We start from the raw sequence: 14,412 nt of genomic DNA on the forward strand, positions 1-14,412 counted from the left end.
ACTGCATCAAGTTTTACATCTAGATTAAGATGATGTTTAAGTATGGCGTGTCTAAAATCAACATCCACAACTCTCACACAAAATCAGATTTTACATCTTGATTAAGATGCTCACTATTTTACATCCTGAGAAGATGGTAGCAATGGCGGGACTTGAACCTGCGACCCCAGCATTATGAGTGCTGTGCTCTAACCAGCTGAGCTACATTGCCAAAGATGGCTGGGGTACCAGGATTTGAACCTGGGAATGCCGAGATCAAAACCCGGTGCCTTACCGCTTGGCGATACCCCAATCAAACTTTCAAACTCACAACCAGCCTTGGCTAATCATGCTAAATAAATGGTACGGGAAGAGAGACTTGAACTCTCACACCTTGCGGCACCAGAACCTAAATCTGGCGTGTCTACCAATTCCACCACTCCCGCACTGCATCAGTTTTTACATCTAGATTAAGATGGCGTTCAAACAGCCGTGCCTAACATCAACACTCACCATTTTCACACAATATCAAGTTTTACATCTAGATTGAGATGCTTCTAGTTTACATCTAGAAAAAGATGGTAGCAATGGCGGGACTTGAACCTGCGACCCCAGCATTATGAGTGCTGTGCTCTAACCAGCTGAGCTACATTGCCAAAGATGGCTGGGGTACCAGGATTTGAACCTGGGAATGCCGAGATCAAAACCCGGTGCCTTACCGCTTGGCGATACCCCAAAAATCTTGCTTTCAGTAACAAGCCTAAGCTCATTACTTAAATTAAATGGTACGGGAAGAGAGACTTGAACTCTCACACCTTGCGGCACCAGAACCTAAATCTGGCGTGTCTACCAATTCCACCACTCCCGCACAACATCAGTTTTTACATCTTGATTAAGATGATGCTCGAATATGGCGCGTCTAACATCAACATCCACCACTCTCACACAACATCTAGTTTTACATCTTGATTAAGATGGTAGCAATGGCGGGACTTGAACCTGCGACCCCAGCATTATGAGTGCTGTGCTCTAACCAGCTGAGCTACATTGCCATCTTTCTTTTTCGCCCCCCAGTCTGGGGAACGGGGCGTATTATGCTTATTCGGGTTAATCAGGTCAACTGCTTTTTTCTGCAAATTTACCGAAAAAGCATTGTTCGGCGATAAGTTCACCAAACTGAGCAACAGACATTCAAAAAAGCACCTTTTATAAGAGAAATTTAGCGCTTTTTACTCACGAACTTGCCAGAGACAGTGAGTTTTACACCGCAAGGCCACTGTATTCATCGGCTCAAAACCACTTGTTACCAGTGAAAACTCCCGCTTTTACATGTGCAGTTTACGAAAACCAAGCAACTGATTATCACCCTTATTATCACTTTAGTTCTGCAATACTTCTATTAATACCTTGGCCCACTGCAGCCAAAAGCTATGTAGGTGTGGCAATAGCAATCAGTATAAGACAATACGAAAGACGGATGTTTGTTCAAGTCGCAGATACAAAAACGGCGACTATAGTAGTCGCCGTTGGCTATTAACGTGCCGTCTGGCTTATACGTTAAATAGGAAATGCATTACATCACCATCTTTTACGGTATAGGTCTTACCTTCTACACGTAACTTACCCGCTTCTTTCGCACCAGCTTCACCTTTATAGGTAATGAAGTCTTCATAAGACATAACTTGAGCACGAATAAAGCCACGCTCAAAATCTGTATGAATCACGCCTGCAGCTTGTGGAGCACTCGCCCCCACTCTTACAGTCCAAGCACGAACTTCTTTAACACCAGCGGTAAAGTAAGTCTGTAGACTTAACAGGTCGTAACCTGCGCGAATGACGCGATCAAGACCTGGCTCTTCTAGACCAAGATCGGCCATAAACTCTTCACGGTCTTCTGCGTCCATCTCTGCAAGCTCTGACTCGATTGCCGCGCATACAGCAACAACCACAGCATTCTCTTCAGCTGCAATGGCCTTTACGGTATCTAGATGAGGGTTATTTTCAAAACCATCTTCAGAAACGTTAGCGATGTACATAGTTGGCTTAAGCGTTAGGAAGTTTAGGTAACCAACTGCTGCTAGCTCTTCTTTAGTAAGCTCCATTGAACGCAGCATTTTGCCTTCGTCTAATACAGGGCGCATTTTCTCAAGCACGCTTACTTCAAACTTAGCTTCTGCATCACCGCCCTTCGCACGCTTAGCTTGACGAGTGATAGCACGCTCACATGAGTCAAGGTCGGCTAGCGCAAGCTCAGTGTTGATCACTTCGATATCGCTTGCTGGTGATACCTTATTAGCTACGTGAACGATGTTGTCATCTTCAAAACAACGAACAACATGGCCAATCGCATCGGTTTCACGGATGTTAGCTAGGAACTTGTTACCTAGACCTTCGCCTTTAGATGCACCAGCAACTAGACCAGCAATATCAACAAACTCCATTGTTGTTGCCAATACACGCTCAGGCTTCACAATTTCAGCCAATGCGTCTAGACGTGAATCTGGTACAGGAACAACACCAGTGTTAGGTTCAATTGTACAGAACGGGAAGTTTGACGCTTCGATACCAGCTTTAGTTAGTGCGTTGAAAAGTGTTGATTTACCAACGTTTGGCAGGCCTACGATGCCACATTTGAAACCCATATTGTTACCTTTATATCAATGAATGACTTGGAGCCTAGCTCCAAGCACTTGTTTAAGCTTTAAAAGAATGCAGTCTATGCATCGCCTTTGCCATATCTTGGTTGAACAAGACTTCTGTCGAACGTACTGCTTCATCAACCGCTGCGTCCATCAGCTCTTGATCCGTTGGGGAGGCCTTACTCAGCACATAATTGCTCACCTGATTCTTATCACCAGGATGGCCTATGCCAATCCGTAGTCGATAAAAGCCTTTATCATTGGCCAATTTTGCAATGATATCTTTAAGACCGTTATGACCACCATGACCGCCGCCCAACTTAAACTTTGCTACACCCGGTGGCATATCTAGCTCATCGTGTGCAACTAATATCTCTTCGGGTGCGATGCGGAAAAAATTTGCTAGCGCACCAACCGACTTACCGCTTAAATTCATAAAGGTAGTCGGAATTAATAGACGAACATCTTTGCCATGTAACGTCACGCGTGCCGTCATGCCAAAGTATTTACTGTCTAATGTTAAAGTGGCACCACAGACTCTAGCGAGTTCTTCAACGTACCACGCACCAGCATTATGGCGAGTCCGTTCGTACTGTGCGCCGGGGTTTGCAAGCCCAACTATCAGTTTTATATTGCTCATAGTACCCAGTCTGTTATTACCTAACTCAGGTTTTGTCGCCGAGCAAATCACCCAGCAGCAAAATTAAAAACGCGACATTTTAGCACTCAAATAGCCTGCCAACAAATTATACGCAAATTTCTGCCCATCACAGTGCTAAACGAAGTTATTTTCGGCACTCGCTTTACTCACATATCTTCAATAAAAAACAGCTGTGGCGGCTAACGCCCATAAAAAAACCGAATGCATAGCACTCGGTTATTCTCTTTAAGAAACGGTTATAACTTAAAAACCCATTGCGTATTTCAATACCTGTTTCTTTATTGGTGTGTCGATATTAGCAAGCTTTAATGCGCCATTACGCAGTAGTTTAAGTGGCAATATGTCATTACTAAAGCTTGCATAAAACAGATCCATCGTCGACATCATCAACTGATTATCTCGGTAACGACTCTTCTGGTACTCGGCTAAGACAGGCTTTTGCCACCAGCCCGTTTTATCTTCGAGGTGACCTGCAATTGTGCTAACCAAGGCATCGACATCTTTAAAGCCTAAGTTAACCCCCTGCCCAGCTAGCGGGTTGATCGTGTGGGCTGCGTCTCCAAGAATCACTAGATTACTCTGATAATAAGTTTGTGCATGACGTCGAGTCAGTTTAAAGCTCGCCTTATTTATCACTCTGAAGTCACGATCTAATCGCTGTGGGAAATATTGATCAATTTGCACTTTTAATGCTGAATTATTGAGTTGGCTAAGTTGCGCAATCCTATTAGCCTCATCATACCAAACTAATGAAGCATTATTGCCCGGCAACGGCAACAGTGAACGGGGTCCACTGGGTGTAAACTGTTGCCAAGTGACATCTTGCTCACCGCATGCGGTTTCAATATTAATTAGCATTGCCGATTGGGCATAATCCCACGCGGTAATGCCAATGTTTGCCCATTGGCGCACCATCGAGTTAGCACCATCAGCCCCAATAAGTAAACGAGCCTGTATGACCTCGCCATTATCAAGCCCAACCTCTATTTGGTCTTGAAGTGGCTTACGTGACATCTCAGCAATTTTTACAGGGCAAAACAGAGTGATATTATCTAGTTGCTGCATTCGCTGCCATAGTGAGAGTTGGATCAAGCGATTCTCTACAATATGACCTAAGTGGGGCGAACCAATTTGGTCGCTGTGAAAACGGGTAATACAACCGTCCAGCTCCCAAGTCTCTAATCCTTTATAGGCAACTTTGCGCATCGAATCGAGCCCAGCCAACGCCCCCAAACGTTCAAGCAATGCCTCGGACGCCGCGCTGATGGCTGAGACGCGCAGATCCAAAGGCTGTTCGCAGTCATAAGACTTCGGAGCAAACGCTTCAACAATTGCCACCTTTAACCCAAGCTGGCCAAGACCTATTGCCGTTGCAGCGCCAACCATTCCACCACCAACAACAACCGCATCATATAGATGGCCTTTACTATTCGTCTGTTCCACTGCTACTCGTCTCCTGACAACTAATACTGCTTCTCGTATCCGAGTTTACACTTAAAAGATAGCGAAATTGAGGCTTTATATAACAAAGTTGCACTAATTTGAAGCAAACCTGATTCTCCTACCTGAGTATGCAAATCAACCTCGGCCAAATATGTCATTTGATGTCATATTTGCCTCTAACGTATACAAATGTGTCTGAACTAGGATTTCCTCACACCTGCTTACAAACAGCAAAACCAAGAACCAAACTATGCCATACACTCAAACTATCAAAAGAATGCATACATTGAGAAATGAGTGAGGATATTATGAAAGCCATTATCTGCGCCATACTATCAACGGCATTAATAGTGCCATCGATAGGCTATGCCAACTCCAGCGATGATCAGATGGAACGCATCACGGTCACTTACCGAACCCCATTTGAGTATGCGCTATACCAATACACTACTGATATGCTCCAGGAGTTCAACCAACAAGTGCGAGTTGAAATTCAACTACAAGCAAAGTTAAACAGTATGCAAATGGCTAAAGAACAAGGCATGATGATTAATGAGCTATCTAAGATGAACAAGCCGAACAAAACCTTATTAAGTTCAAGGACATTAAAATCAGCTGAATAATTTCACTTTAATAGCGGCTAAATGCTAGCCACAGGCTAACTTAGGCGTTAAAATGTCGCGCTATTTTTTCGGTGCTTCTAGAGTGATACAGACTGATGAGTAAAAAACTCCATATTAAAACTTGGGGCTGTCAAATGAATGAGTATGACTCTTCAAAGATGGCTGATCTTCTTGACGAATACGAAGGTTACACATTAACAGACAATGCTGAAGAAGCTGACGTACTGCTACTTAACACCTGTTCTATTCGTGAGAAAGCACAGGAAAAGGTTTTTCATCAGCTAGGGCGCTGGAAAACATTAAAAGATAAGAAACCCGAGCTGATTATCGGCGTGGGTGGTTGCGTTGCCTCACAAGAAGGCAAGGCTATCAAAGAGCGTGCTCAATGTGTGGATCTTATTTTTGGACCACAGACTTTACACCGCCTACCTGAGATGATCGATCAGATCCGAGCGGGTAAGAAAGCTGTTATTGATGTGAGCTTCCCTGAAGTTGAGAAGTTTGACCGCCTTCCAGAGCCACGCGCCGAAGGTCCAAGTGCATTCGTATCAATTATGGAAGGTTGTAGTAAATACTGCTCTTTCTGTGTGGTGCCTTATACCCGCGGTGAAGAAGTTAGCCGTCCACTTGATGATGTCATTCTTGAGATCGCACAACTTGCAGAGCAAGGTGTACGTGAAGTTAACTTGCTTGGCCAAAACGTAAACGCTTATCGCGGTGCAACCCACGATGACGAGATCTGTACCTTTGCAGAACTTTTACGTTATGTGGCGGCAATCGATGGTATCGACCGTCTGCGCTTTACCACCAGCCACCCAATTGAGTTTACACAAGATATTATCGATGTGTATGAAGACACTCCAGAACTGGTTAGCTTCTTGCACCTGCCAGTTCAATCTGGTTCAGACTTAATCTTAACGCAGATGAAACGTGGCCACATGGCAATCGAGTATAAATCGATTATTCGTCGCCTCCGTAAAGCGCGTCCAGACATTCAGATCAGTTCAGACTTCATCATCGGCTTCCCTGGCGAGTCTAAGCAAGATTTTGCTGACACAATGAAGTTAATTGAAGATGTACAGTTCGACCATAGCTTTAGCTTTATCTATAGTGCGCGTCCAGGTACGCCAGCGGCAGATCTACCCGATGATGTTAGCTTAGATGAAAAGAAAGAGCGCCTCGCTATTTTGCAAGACCGTATTACTCAGCAAGCGATGCGTTATAGCCGTCAAATGTTAGGTACCGTACAGCGCATCTTAGTTGAAGGCCCATCGGTTAAAAACCCAATGGAGCTTCGCGGTCGTACTGAAAACAGTCGAGTAGTGAACTTTGAAGGCCTGCATGAACATATTGGTAAGTTTGTCGACGTAGAGATTGTTGATGTTTACACGAACTCACTACGCGGCGAATTTATCCGCGGTGAAGATGAGATGGACTTGCGTCGCGACCTACGCCCATCTGACATCACGGCTAAATATAAGCAAAGTGATGACTTAGGTGTGACTCAGTTTAAGCCTGCTTAAGCCAATAACACCACTGAGATAGAACACGCTAAAGGCGGCATCCTTAGATGCCGCTTTTTTCTTCTCATTCATCACGCAAAAATACCATTCGCAATTATTAAGTATGCCTCGTAAACTAGCACTATTAACGTATAACCTTACGTCCATAGATGGAGTGATTTTTTGTCAAACAAGTTAACAACGCTCAACCTGTATTTAGAGCCTGCAGACACTCGTAGACTGGCTTCGCTTTGTGGCCCTTTTGATGACAATATCAAGCAGCTAGAACGCCGAATTGGCGTTGAGATCAGCTACCGTAATAACCATTTTCAAATTGTTGGTATACCGCGAAACTGCTTGACCGCTAACAACTTGCTCAAAGATCTCTATATCGAGACTCAGCCAGTCAAAGGTAGCACCCCAGATCTTGAGCCTGATGCTGTTCATATCGCGATTCAAGAGGCGATAGCCTTAGATATGGAAGCGCCTCGCGATGAGAAAGAGTTGTATATTAAGACTAAGCGTGGCGTCATTAAGCCTCGCAACCCGAATCAGAGTGACTATGTTCGCAATATCGTCACCCATGATATTACCTTTGGTATTGGTCCCGCAGGTACAGGTAAAACTTACCTAGCAGTGGCCGCGGCAGTCGATGCATTAGAGCGACAAGAAGTGCGACGTATTTTACTGACCCGCCCTGCTGTTGAAGCGGGTGAAAAGCTTGGGTTCCTGCCTGGCGACTTAAGCCAGAAGGTCGACCCTTATCTGCGCCCACTTTACGATGCATTATTTGAGATGATGGGATTTGAAAAGGTCGAGCGTCTGATTGAGCGTAACGTCATCGAAGTGGCACCACTAGCTTATATGCGTGGCCGCACACTGAATGATGCCTTTATTATCCTCGATGAAAGCCAAAACACCACGGTAGAGCAGATGAAGATGTTCTTGACCCGTATTGGCTTTAATTCACGAGCAGTGATCACTGGTGACATTACTCAGATAGACTTACCTAAGCATCAAAAGTCTGGCCTGCGCCATTCAATTGAAGTGCTAGGGGAAGTGGAAGAGATTAGTTTTAACTTCTTCCAAGCAAAAGATGTGGTACGTCACCCAGTAGTGGCTCGCATCGTTGAGGCTTATGAAGCCTTCGACTTAAAAGCACAATCGAGTAAAGGCAATAAAGACAGCCAATACCAATTACAGGAAAGCGCAACCCATGAATGATAGTCAAACGGTTATCGATCTCGATCTTCAGGTCGCAGTTGAAGGCTTTGAGCTGCCATCGCAAGCCGATCTTGAACTTTGGGTAAAAACAGCACTCAGAGATACTATGAGTGAGGCTGAATTAACGATTCGCATCGTTGACGTTGAGGAAAGCCAAGAGTTAAACAATACTTACCGTGGTAAAGATAAACCGACTAACGTTTTGTCTTTCCCGTTTGAAGCACCACCGGGCATTGAACTACCGCTACTAGGCGATTTAGTGATCTGTGCGGCGGTTGTTAAGCAAGAAGCAATTGATCAAAACAAACCGCTAATCGCACATTGGGCACACATGGTTGTACATGGTTGTCTCCATCTGCTAGGGTATGATCATATTGACGATTCTGAGGCTGAAGAGATGGAATCATTAGAGATTCAACTCATTGAAAGCCTTGGTTATACTAATCCTTACAAGGAGCAATAATTGGCTCAAAAGAGTCAAGAAAACACTATGAGTGACGATATCCCACCGAGTACTAACGCCCACAAGAAGGGCTGGTTAGAGAAAGTAAGTCAGTTGTTCCAGGGCGAACCACAAAATCGCGAAGACTTGGTTGATGTAATTCACGATGCAGAGATGCGTGAAGTGATCAGCGAAGACACCCGCGAAATGATTAAAGGTGTTCTAGAGGTTTCCGATCTGCGTGTACGGGATATTATGATCCCACGTGCACAGATTGTTGCAATCCAGATTGAAGATTCTGTAGAAGAAGTACTATCTACCGTGATCAGTTCAGCACACTCTCGTTTCCCAGTAGTCAATGAAGATAAAGATCATATCGAAGGCATTTTGCTTGCGAAAGACCTGCTTCAGTATGGCTTTAAAAACAGCAGCGAGAAGCCGTTTGAGTTACGCCAAGTAATTCGCCCAGCTGTCGTTGTACCAGAGAGTAAGCGTGTTGACGTACTACTAAAAGAGTTCCGTTCTCAACGCTACCATATGGCGATTGTTGTCGATGAATACGGCGGAGTATCTGGCCTAGTGACCATTGAGGATATTCTCGAAGAGATCGTAGGTGATATTGAAGACGAATTTGACCATGACTCAGCTGAAGAGACTGAGATCAAGCAAGTCGGCAAACAAGTATTCATGGTGAAAGCACTAACGCCAATTGATGACTTCAACGAGCAGTTTGGCACTGAATTCAGTGACGAAGAGTTCGATACTGTCGGTGGTATGGTGTCTCACGCGTTTGGCCACTTGCCAGAGCGTGATGAAAAAGTCATGATCCAAGATATCGAGTTTAAAGTGGTTAATGCCGACACTCGTCGCTTAATCCAACTTAGAGTGAAGTTCCCTGATAACAATCATAGCAATGATGAGACAGTAGCTTAATTACTGACTGACGTTATCTCGACCCAATGATGAGGCTGTATGCTGAATAAACTTCGGGCATTAGCCCATCATCCGCGCTCGAAAATGGTGCTGGCCTATGCGGCTGGCGCCACTACCGCGCTCTCATTTGCCCCCTATTCTATCTGGCCTATCTATCTGCTTGCGATGGCCTATGCTGTCCATCAAAGTGCCAACTTAACTGCAAAACAAGTGTTTAGCTATTGGCTTAGCTTCGGTTTCGGCTGTTTTTCTGTCGGAATTAGTTGGGTGCATGTCAGCATGGATGTCTATGGCGGAATGCCGCTTATCGCCTCCATCGCACTAATGGCACTGCTTGCCTTGTATCTCGCGCTTTACCCTGCACTGGCTGGCTGCCTACTGCAAAAGCTTGCGCCGAAGACATCTGTTATTCGTAACTTGCTGGTATTCCCTGCGCTGTGGACCATTACCGAATGGGCGAGAGGCTGGGTGTTAACAGGTTTCCCATGGCTATGGGGTGGCTACAGCCAGACAGAAGGACCATTAAAGCCTATTGCCTCCATGTTTGGTACATTAGGATTAAGCTTCATTGTCGCCTTACTAGCAGGCGCTATCGCGCTATTAGCCGTTAAACGTTGGCAAAGCCTAGCGATAGCGATTCCTGTACTTGCCGTGCTGACAATTATTGCGCCTATGACCTCACAAGTTACGCCAAACGGCGAAACCATCAAGGTCGCGTTAGTGCAAGGCAACATCCCACAAAGTATGAAGTGGGATCCAGATGCACTGTGGCCAACCATGCTCAAGTATATGGACTTGTCTCGCCCAGAATTCTCAGCCGACCTAATTATTTGGCCTGAAGCGGCGATCCCTGCACCTGAGTATATGGTGAAAGATTTTCTTTATAACGCTAACAAGGTGGCCAATTTAAATAATACCGCCATCATCACAGGCATTATTAGTAATCACGGTGATGCTTTCTACAATTCGCTGATTGTGCTGGGTAACTATAATCATAAGCAGCAATCAGAAGCCGATTACTTAGGGGACGGCACTAATGAGTTTAAGAAACATCATCTATTGCCTATTGGAGAATTTGTACCCTTTGAGTCGCTCCTGCGCCCATTAGCACCATTTTTTAACCTACCGATGTCCTCCTTTAACAGGGGCAACTTTATTCAGCCTAACTTGAACGCTGTAGGTCACCAAATATCACCCGCTATCTGTTACGAAATCGCCTTTCCAGAACAGCTACGCGCCAACATGAATGACACGACGGATCTGTTAATGACCGTCTCCAACGACGCTTGGTTTGGTACCTCTAATGGTCCACTGCAGCATATGGAAATAGCTCAGATGCGCTCGGTAGAGCTAGGTCGGCCGTTAGTGCGCGCAACCAATAATGGCGTCACAGCCGTTGTCGACGAGCAAGGAAATATCACCCAACAACTACCGCAGTTCGAAGCCGGTGTTTTAGTCGCTGACATTCAACTAATGAAGGGACACACACTGTTTACCACGATTGGCCAGTGGCCAGTGTTGATACTGAGCTTTTTAATCGCCTTAGGCGCGATGATTAGGAAAAGAATGCAGTCACACTCTTAGCAACTTTAGATACCAACAAATGATAGCCACCAGCAAGTCTATCCACTTGCCCATTCACTATGGTGGCTAACGACTAGTATAAAAAAATAGCGCAGCCAAGGGCAGCGCTATTTTTTTATCAGCCTCAAGGCTTATAAACTCTAAGTGCTACCAACTATGGCGCTAACGCTTCACGAGTAAACTCGTTATTGTCACACTCTGTACAGTCAGGCAATATAGTTGGAAATTCAATTTTTGACTCATGTCCACAGGACGTACACACCATAGTGCCTTGGCCGACAATCTCGCCACTCTCATAATAACCATGATGTTTAAAGTCTTGTGCAACTTCATGCCATTCCACTTGGCTGCGATCGGTTATCTCACCCAACCAGTGCCATAACGTGCTTTCGACGGTGATAACAGTCGGGCTATGACTCAGATCGGTGGCATTTTTTTCCTGTAAGAAACTGGCAATGTCACGTTTTAAAAATTGTTCGACTAAAGCGAGCTCTTCTTCCTTCGCCTGCTGTTTTATAGCCAAGTATTCTTTACATGTTTGCATTTGTGCATATAAACTCTTTACAGTCAAAGAGTTATCATCATTGTATTGAGATTGCAATTGGCTAATAAGTGCCTTATACAGCGAAAGTAGCTCAGTACTTTGTTCACTCATGGTAAATACTCCTTCAACGAACCTTTTTAATGACTCACTTCTAGTTTATTCTATGCCGATATAACTCGCGCTGAAATAGCGCTAGATCAAACAATGGGCGGCATGGCCGGAAATAGATTGATGCAAGAGCAATATACTCCTTCAGAAATTGAAGCAAAAGTGCAGCAGCACTGGCAAGACACAAAAACATTTGAAGTCACCGAAGACGCAAACAAAGAAAAGTTTTACTGCCTTTCTATGTTCCCGTATCCATCGGGCCGACTGCACATGGGTCACGTACGTAACTACACCATAGGCGATGTTGTGTCTCGTTACCAACGTCTGCAAGGTAAAAACGTGCTTCAACCTATCGGTTGGGACTCTTTCGGTCTACCTGCTGAAAACGCTGCAATCAAGAACAAGACCGCACCAGCGCCTTGGACATACGAAAATATCGATTACATGAAGAACCAGCTTAAAATGCTAGGTTTTGGCTATGACTGGTCACGTGAAATCGCTACCTGCACACCTGAATACTACCGCTGGGAACAGTGGTTCTTCACTAAGCTTTATGAAAAAGGCCTAGTGTACAAGAAGACCTCTTCAGTTAACTGGTGTCCAAACGATGAAACTGTATTGGCAAACGAGCAGGTTATCGATGGCTGCTGCTGGCGCTGTGATACCACTGTTGAGCAAAAAGAGATCCCGCAGTGGTTCATTAAGATCACTGAGTACGCAGAAGAGCTACTTAACGATATCGACCAACTAGACGAGTGGCCAGAGCAAGTTAAGACCATGCAGCGTAACTGGATTGGCCGTAGCGAAGGTATCGAAATGACCTTCCAGGTTGCTAACAGCGACCAGAGCTTCGATATCTATACTACGCGTCCTGACACGGTTATGGGTGTAACTTATGTGGCTATCGCTGCAGCGCACCCATTAGCAGAGCAAGCCGCTATCAATAATCCAGCACTAGCTGAATTTATCGAAGAGTGCAAAAACGCCGATACCACCGAAGCCGCTATGGCTGCGATGGAGAAAAAAGGTGTTGCCACAGGCCTTAACGCTATTCACCCAATTACTGGCAAAGAAGTGCCAATCTGGGTAGGTAACTTCGTATTGATGAACTACGGTACTGGCGCAGTGATGTCAGTTCCAGCTCACGATCAGCGTGACTATGAGTTCGCGAAGAAGTACGAGCTTAACATCGAAGCAGTTGTAAAGCCTGTTGACGGCGAAGTCGACATCAGCGAAGAAGCTTACACCGAAAAAGGCGTACTATTTAACTCTGGCGAGTTTGATGGACTAGATTTCCAAGCAGCATTTGATGCAATCGATGCCAAGCTTACAGCTGAAGGCAAAGGCAAGCGTCAAGTGAACTTCCGTCTACGCGACTGGGGTGTTTCACGTCAACGTTACTGGGGCGCACCAATCCCTATGGTGACTTTGGCCGATGGCACAGTGATGCCAACACCTGAAGACCAGCTGCCAGTAATTTTGCCTGAAGACGTAGTTATGGATGGTATCCAAAGCCCAATCAAGGCAGATAAAGAGTGGGCAAAGACGCAAGTTAACGGTCAAGAAGCGTTCCGTGAAACCGATACCTTCGATACCTTTATGGAATCATCTTGGTACTACGCACGTTACTGTAGCCCGCATGCAGACCAAATGCTTGATCCTGCAAAGGCTAACTACTGGTTACCAGTAGACCAATACATTGGTGGTATTGAGCATGCTTGTATGCACCTATTGTATTTCCGCTTCTTCCACAAGTTGCTACGTGATACAGGTCTAGTGAACTCTGACGAGCCAGCTAAACGTCTACTCACTCAAGGTATGGTATTGGCTGATGCTTACTACTATAACAACGAGAAAGGCGCACGCGTTTGGGTTGCACCATCAGATGTAACCGTACAGGAAACTGACGACAAAGGCCGTACTGTTAAAGCGGTAGACAGCGAAGGTCATGAACTGGTTTATACTGGTATGAGCAAGATGTCTAAGTCTAAGAACAACGGTATCGACCCTCAAGAGATGGTTGATAAGTACGGTGCCGACACGGTTCGTCTATTCATGATGTTCGCCGCGCCTCCAGAGCTAACACTTGAGTGGCAAGAGTCGAGTGTTGAAGGAGCACATCGCTTTATCAAGCGTCTGTGGAAAACCGCACACGACCATATCGCTACAGGTCCAACAACTGAACTAGATGTGAAGTCACTCAACGCTGCTCAAAAAGAATTGCGCCGTGAGCTACATAAGACGATTGCTAAAGTGGGTGATGATATTGAACGTCGCCAGATGTTTAACACCGCTATCGCATCGATTATGGAACTGATGAACCGTCTACAAAAGGCGCCATCTGAAACGGAACAAGATAAGGCATTAATGCAAGAAGCCTTAAACGCTGTGATCCGTTTACTTTACCCAATCATCCCGCATACTTGTTTTGTACTGTGGAACGAACTAGGTAATCAAGGCGCGATTGAAGATGTACTTTGGCCAACCGTTGACGAGTCGGCGCTGGTTGAAGATAGCAAGCTTATCATCGTACAGGTTAACGGTAAGCTACGCGCTAAGATCACCGTTGCAGCCGATGCTAGCAAAGAAGAGGTTGAAGCTGCGGGTATGGCCGAAGAAGGCGTAGTTAAGCACACCGAAGGTAAGACCGTTCGTAAGGTTATTTACGTACCGGGCAAGCTGCTCAATATCGTGGCTAACTAACCCTTCGCAAACAAGGAAGACTAAACA

11 protein-coding genes and 7 tRNA genes are annotated in these 14,412 nt (G+C 45.3%); 7 read left to right on the plus strand and 11 right to left on the minus strand.

Annotated features, from left to right (window positions below; translation table 11 throughout):
- Positions 1–134: 134 nt before the first annotated feature.
- The 10 genes from JMA39_RS11045 to JMA39_RS11090 all read right to left on the minus strand — a co-directional run bounded on the left by JMA39_RS11045 (position 135) and on the right by JMA39_RS11090 (position 4,665).
- Positions 135–211, minus strand: a tRNA-Met gene (locus JMA39_RS11045).
- 5 nt (positions 212–216) lie between these two features.
- Positions 217–291: transfer RNA gene (locus JMA39_RS11050), tRNA-Gln, on the minus strand.
- A 49-nt stretch (positions 292–340) separates the two neighbouring features.
- Positions 341–425: transfer RNA gene (locus JMA39_RS11055), tRNA-Leu, on the minus strand.
- Between the two features lie 133 nt (positions 426–558).
- Positions 559–635: transfer RNA gene (locus tag JMA39_RS11060), tRNA-Met, on the minus strand.
- A gap of 5 nt (positions 636–640) precedes the next feature.
- A tRNA-Gln gene (locus tag JMA39_RS11065) sits at positions 641–715 on the minus strand.
- A 47-nt stretch (positions 716–762) separates the two neighbouring features.
- Positions 763–847, minus strand: a tRNA-Leu gene (locus JMA39_RS11070).
- Positions 848–954: 107 nt separating this feature from the next.
- Positions 955–1,031, minus strand: a tRNA-Met gene (locus tag JMA39_RS11075).
- 498 nt (positions 1,032–1,529) lie between these two features.
- On the minus strand, positions 1,530–2,621 hold the full coding sequence (gene ychF, locus JMA39_RS11080) for a redox-regulated ATPase YchF (RefSeq protein ID WP_202721924.1): 1,092 nt from the start codon (positions 2,619–2,621) through the stop codon (positions 1,530–1,532).
- A 52-nt stretch (positions 2,622–2,673) separates the two neighbouring features.
- Positions 2,674–3,258, minus strand: a complete 585-nt coding sequence (pth, locus tag JMA39_RS11085; RefSeq protein WP_202721925.1) for an aminoacyl-tRNA hydrolase — start codon at positions 3,256–3,258, stop codon at positions 2,674–2,676.
- A 264-nt stretch (positions 3,259–3,522) separates the two neighbouring features.
- Positions 3,523–4,665, minus strand: coding sequence for an FAD-dependent monooxygenase (locus JMA39_RS11090; RefSeq protein WP_237732792.1), 1,143 nt, complete (start codon positions 4,663–4,665; stop codon positions 3,523–3,525).
- 365 nt (positions 4,666–5,030) lie between these two features.
- Between JMA39_RS11090 and JMA39_RS11095 the strand changes: the two genes are divergently transcribed.
- The 6 genes from JMA39_RS11095 to lnt all read left to right on the plus strand — a co-directional run bounded on the left by JMA39_RS11095 (position 5,031) and on the right by lnt (position 11,030).
- Positions 5,031–5,345, plus strand: coding sequence for a hypothetical protein (locus JMA39_RS11095; protein WP_202721927.1), 315 nt, complete (start codon positions 5,031–5,033; stop codon positions 5,343–5,345).
- A 95-nt stretch (positions 5,346–5,440) separates the two neighbouring features.
- Positions 5,441–6,868 carry a tRNA (N6-isopentenyl adenosine(37)-C2)-methylthiotransferase MiaB gene (miaB, locus tag JMA39_RS11100; RefSeq protein WP_202721928.1) on the plus strand — a complete coding sequence of 476 codons (1,428 nt, stop codon included), beginning with the start codon at positions 5,441–5,443 and terminating at the stop codon, positions 6,866–6,868.
- 162 nt (positions 6,869–7,030) lie between these two features.
- Entirely contained in the window at positions 7,031–8,071 is a 1,041-nt protein-coding gene (locus JMA39_RS11105) for a PhoH family protein (protein WP_202721929.1), read from the plus strand.
- A complete protein-coding gene (gene ybeY, locus JMA39_RS11110; protein ID WP_202721930.1) occupies positions 8,064–8,534 on the plus strand; it encodes an rRNA maturation RNase YbeY in 471 nt (156 codons plus the stop codon). The genes JMA39_RS11105 and ybeY overlap by 8 nt, the downstream gene beginning before the upstream one ends.
- Before the next feature lie 27 nt (positions 8,535–8,561).
- Complete coding sequence (corC, locus tag JMA39_RS11115) at positions 8,562–9,446, plus strand: CNNM family magnesium/cobalt transport protein CorC (RefSeq protein WP_202721964.1); 885 nt, start codon at positions 8,562–8,564, stop codon at positions 9,444–9,446.
- Between the two features lie 39 nt (positions 9,447–9,485).
- Positions 9,486–11,030, plus strand: a complete 1,545-nt coding sequence (lnt, locus tag JMA39_RS11120) for an apolipoprotein N-acyltransferase (protein WP_202721931.1) — start codon at positions 9,486–9,488, stop codon at positions 11,028–11,030.
- 154 nt (positions 11,031–11,184) lie between these two features.
- Here the strand turns inward: lnt and JMA39_RS11125 are convergent, their stop codons facing one another.
- Positions 11,185–11,685 (minus strand): zinc ribbon-containing protein, encoded by a 501-nt coding sequence (locus JMA39_RS11125; RefSeq protein ID WP_202721932.1) that lies wholly within the window; start codon positions 11,683–11,685, stop codon positions 11,185–11,187.
- Between the two features lie 120 nt (positions 11,686–11,805).
- On the opposite strand from JMA39_RS11125, the gene leuS reads away from it, so the two are divergent.
- Positions 11,806–14,385, plus strand: coding sequence for a leucine--tRNA ligase (gene leuS, locus JMA39_RS11130; RefSeq protein ID WP_202721965.1), 2,580 nt, complete (start codon positions 11,806–11,808; stop codon positions 14,383–14,385).
- The last annotated feature ends 27 nt before the right edge of the window (positions 14,386–14,412 follow it).

The sequence above is a fragment of the Shewanella schlegeliana genome, assembly GCF_016765635.1.
GTDB lineage: Bacteria > Pseudomonadota > Gammaproteobacteria > Enterobacterales > Shewanellaceae > Shewanella > Shewanella schlegeliana.

Excerpts from the sequence above, each read along its gene's own strand:
- ychF (WP_202721924.1), bottom strand. The coding sequence starts at position 2,621 with ATGGGTTTCAAATGTGGCATCGTAGGCCTGCCAAACGTTGGTAAATCA.
- pth (WP_202721925.1), bottom strand. The coding sequence starts at position 3,258 with ATGAGCAATATAAAACTGATAGTTGGGCTTGCAAACCCCGGCGCACAG.
- JMA39_RS11090 (WP_237732792.1), bottom strand. The coding sequence starts at position 4,665 with ATGGTTGGCGCTGCAACGGCAATAGGTCTTGGCCAGCTTGGGTTAAAG.
- JMA39_RS11095 (WP_202721927.1), top strand. The coding sequence starts at position 5,031 with ATGAAAGCCATTATCTGCGCCATACTATCAACGGCATTAATAGTGCCA.
- miaB (WP_202721928.1), top strand. The coding sequence starts at position 5,441 with ATGAGTAAAAAACTCCATATTAAAACTTGGGGCTGTCAAATGAATGAG.
- ybeY (WP_202721930.1), top strand. The coding sequence starts at position 8,064 with ATGAATGATAGTCAAACGGTTATCGATCTCGATCTTCAGGTCGCAGTT.
- corC (WP_202721964.1), top strand. The coding sequence starts at position 8,562 with ATGAGTGACGATATCCCACCGAGTACTAACGCCCACAAGAAGGGCTGG.
- lnt (WP_202721931.1), top strand. The coding sequence starts at position 9,486 with ATGCTGAATAAACTTCGGGCATTAGCCCATCATCCGCGCTCGAAAATG.
- JMA39_RS11125 (WP_202721932.1), bottom strand. The coding sequence starts at position 11,685 with ATGAGTGAACAAAGTACTGAGCTACTTTCGCTGTATAAGGCACTTATT.
- leuS (WP_202721965.1), top strand. The coding sequence starts at position 11,806 with ATGCAAGAGCAATATACTCCTTCAGAAATTGAAGCAAAAGTGCAGCAG.